Origin of the sequence: Robertkochia solimangrovi, assembly GCF_007279655.1 — a bacterium.
Taxonomy (GTDB): domain Bacteria; phylum Bacteroidota; class Bacteroidia; order Flavobacteriales; family Flavobacteriaceae; genus Robertkochia; species Robertkochia solimangrovi.
Map to the genome: position 1 here is coordinate 1 of NZ_QKWN01000019.1, position 2494 is coordinate 2494.

2 tRNA genes and 2 rRNA genes are annotated in these 2494 nt (G+C 46.7%); all 4 read left to right on the top strand.

Annotated elements, in window-relative coordinates:
- Positions 1-295: 295 nt before the first annotated feature.
- A 16S ribosomal RNA gene (locus DMZ48_RS18425) occupies positions 296-1813 on the top strand.
- A 103-nt stretch (positions 1814-1916) separates the two neighbouring features.
- Positions 1917-1990, top strand: a tRNA-Ile gene (locus DMZ48_RS18430).
- Positions 1991-2102: 112 nt separating this feature from the next.
- Positions 2103-2176: transfer RNA gene (locus DMZ48_RS18435), tRNA-Ala, on the top strand.
- A 231-nt stretch (positions 2177-2407) separates the two neighbouring features.
- Positions 2408-2494: ribosomal RNA gene (locus DMZ48_RS18440) — 23S ribosomal RNA — on the top strand; the annotation flags it as partial.

Here is a 2494-nt window from a genome sequence, read left to right on the forward strand (position 1 = left end):
ATGCGAATTGGAGGTTGAAAAAAAATTCAAAAAAAGATTTGCAGGAATGAAAAAAGGTTGTAGTTTTGCAGCCGCTTTCAGAACGAAAGACGCCACGAGGGTCGGCCGAGGAAACGAGGTTACGATGTGAAGGGGCGAAAGAGATGAAAGAATTAGAAGTTCATTGATATATTGTTGACAGCACGATTTTCTTGGTTTAACCAAGGGAATCACAATTAAAAAATTTAAGCAAATTCATGTTGAGTACGATTTCTTTGAGCATTATTAATTTGTAGCCAAACATATTTACAGATTAACGATGAAGAGTTTGATCCTGGCTCAGGATGAACGCTAGCGGCAGGCCTAACACATGCAAGTCGAGGGGTAGAAGTAGCTTGCTACTTTGAGACCGGCGCACGGGTGCGTAACGCGTATGCAACCTACCTTTTACAGGGGGATAGCCCGAAGAAATTCGGATTAATACCCCATAGTATTATGATATCGCATGGTATTATAATTAAAGTTTCGGCGGTAAAAGATGGGCATGCGTCCTATTAGCTAGATGGTGCGGTAACGGCGTACCATGGCAACGATAGGTAGGGGTCCTGAGAGGGAGATCCCCCACACTGGTACTGAGACACGGACCAGACTCCTACGGGAGGCAGCAGTGAGGAATATTGGACAATGGTCGCAAGACTGATCCAGCCATGCCGCGTGCAGGAAGACTGCCCTATGGGTTGTAAACTGCTTTTGTACAGGAAGAATAAGCCTTACGTGTAGGGTGATGACGGTACTGTACGAATAAGCACCGGCTAACTCCGTGCCAGCAGCCGCGGTAATACGGAGGGTGCAAGCGTTATCCGGAATCATTGGGTTTAAAGGGTCCGTAGGCGGATGTATAAGTCAGAGGTGAAAGTTTGCCGCTTAACGGTAAAATTGCCTTTGATACTGTATGTCTTGAATACGTGTGAAGTGGTTAGAATGTGTAGTGTAGCGGTGAAATGCATAGATATTACACAGAATACCGATTGCGAAGGCAGATCACTAACACGTCATTGACGCTGATGGACGAAAGCGTGGGGAGCGAACAGGATTAGATACCCTGGTAGTCCACGCCGTAAACGATGGATACTAGCTGTTTGGACTTCGGTCTGAGTGGCTAAGCGAAAGTGATAAGTATCCCACCTGGGGAGTACGTTCGCAAGAATGAAACTCAAAGGAATTGACGGGGGCCCGCACAAGCGGTGGAGCATGTGGTTTAATTCGATGATACGCGAGGAACCTTACCAGGGCTTAAATGTAGTCTGACAGGACTGGAAACAGTTTTTTCTTCGGACAGATTACAAGGTGCTGCATGGTTGTCGTCAGCTCGTGCCGTGAGGTGTCAGGTTAAGTCCTATAACGAGCGCAACCCTTGCCGTTAGTTACCAGCACGTTATGGTGGGGACTCTAGCGGGACTGCCGGTGCAAACCGAGAGGAAGGTGGGGATGACGTCAAATCATCACGGCCCTTACGTCCTGGGCCACACACGTGCTACAATGGCCGGTACAATGAGCAGCCACTTAGCGATAAGGAGCGAATCTATAAAACCGGTCACAGTTCGGATCGGAGTCTGCAACTCGACTCCGTGAAGCTGGAATCGCTAGTAATCGGATATCAGCCATGATCCGGTGAATACGTTCCCGGGCCTTGTACACACCGCCCGTCAAGCCATGGAAGCTGGGGGTACCTGAAGTCGGTGACCGAAAGGAGCTGCCTAGGGTAAAACTAGTGACTGGGGCTAAGTCGTAACAAGGTAGCCGTACCGGAAGGTGCGGCTGGAACACCTCCTTTCTAGAGAAGTGCTAGAATTAAGGTGCTCTGTTAAAAGAAGAATCCCAAAGATGTGGATTTGCTTAAAGCTGTCAATAAATTTTAGTCAACGGAAAACTGAAATAGTCTCGTAGCTCAGCTGGTTAGAGCGCTACACTGATAATGTAGAGGTCGGCAGTTCGAGTCTGCCCGAGACTACAAACCTTAGGAGGGTAAAAGTTCTGATAAAATATTGAATTTAGGAAATTCTGGAAGTTGGGAGCATGAGGCATGACATTACTCATCACTCATATCACATCACTAGAGATATGGGGAATTAGCTCAGCTGGCTAGAGCGCCTGCCTTGCACGCAGGAGGTCATCGGTTCGACTCCGATATTCTCCACGACGGTACTTTAAACGCACGCTTAACGAGTAGTTATCAACAAAAAGCTTGTATAGCAGCGGCCGGAACGTTCATTGACATATTGAGATAAAGAGATACGAGAAGCTTGTTGTTATTGTATGTATATATAATAACGGCAAACAAAAGTAAAAAAAGTAAGAATCTAGGTATTGTAATACTTGCACGAGTATGCAATATCATACGTTTAGAATATAAAAGAGCAAAAAGTACAATAAGCTAAATAAGGGCGTATGGGGGATGCCTGGGCTCTCAGAGGCGAAGAAGGACGTGATAAGCTGCGAAAAGCTGCGGGGAGCT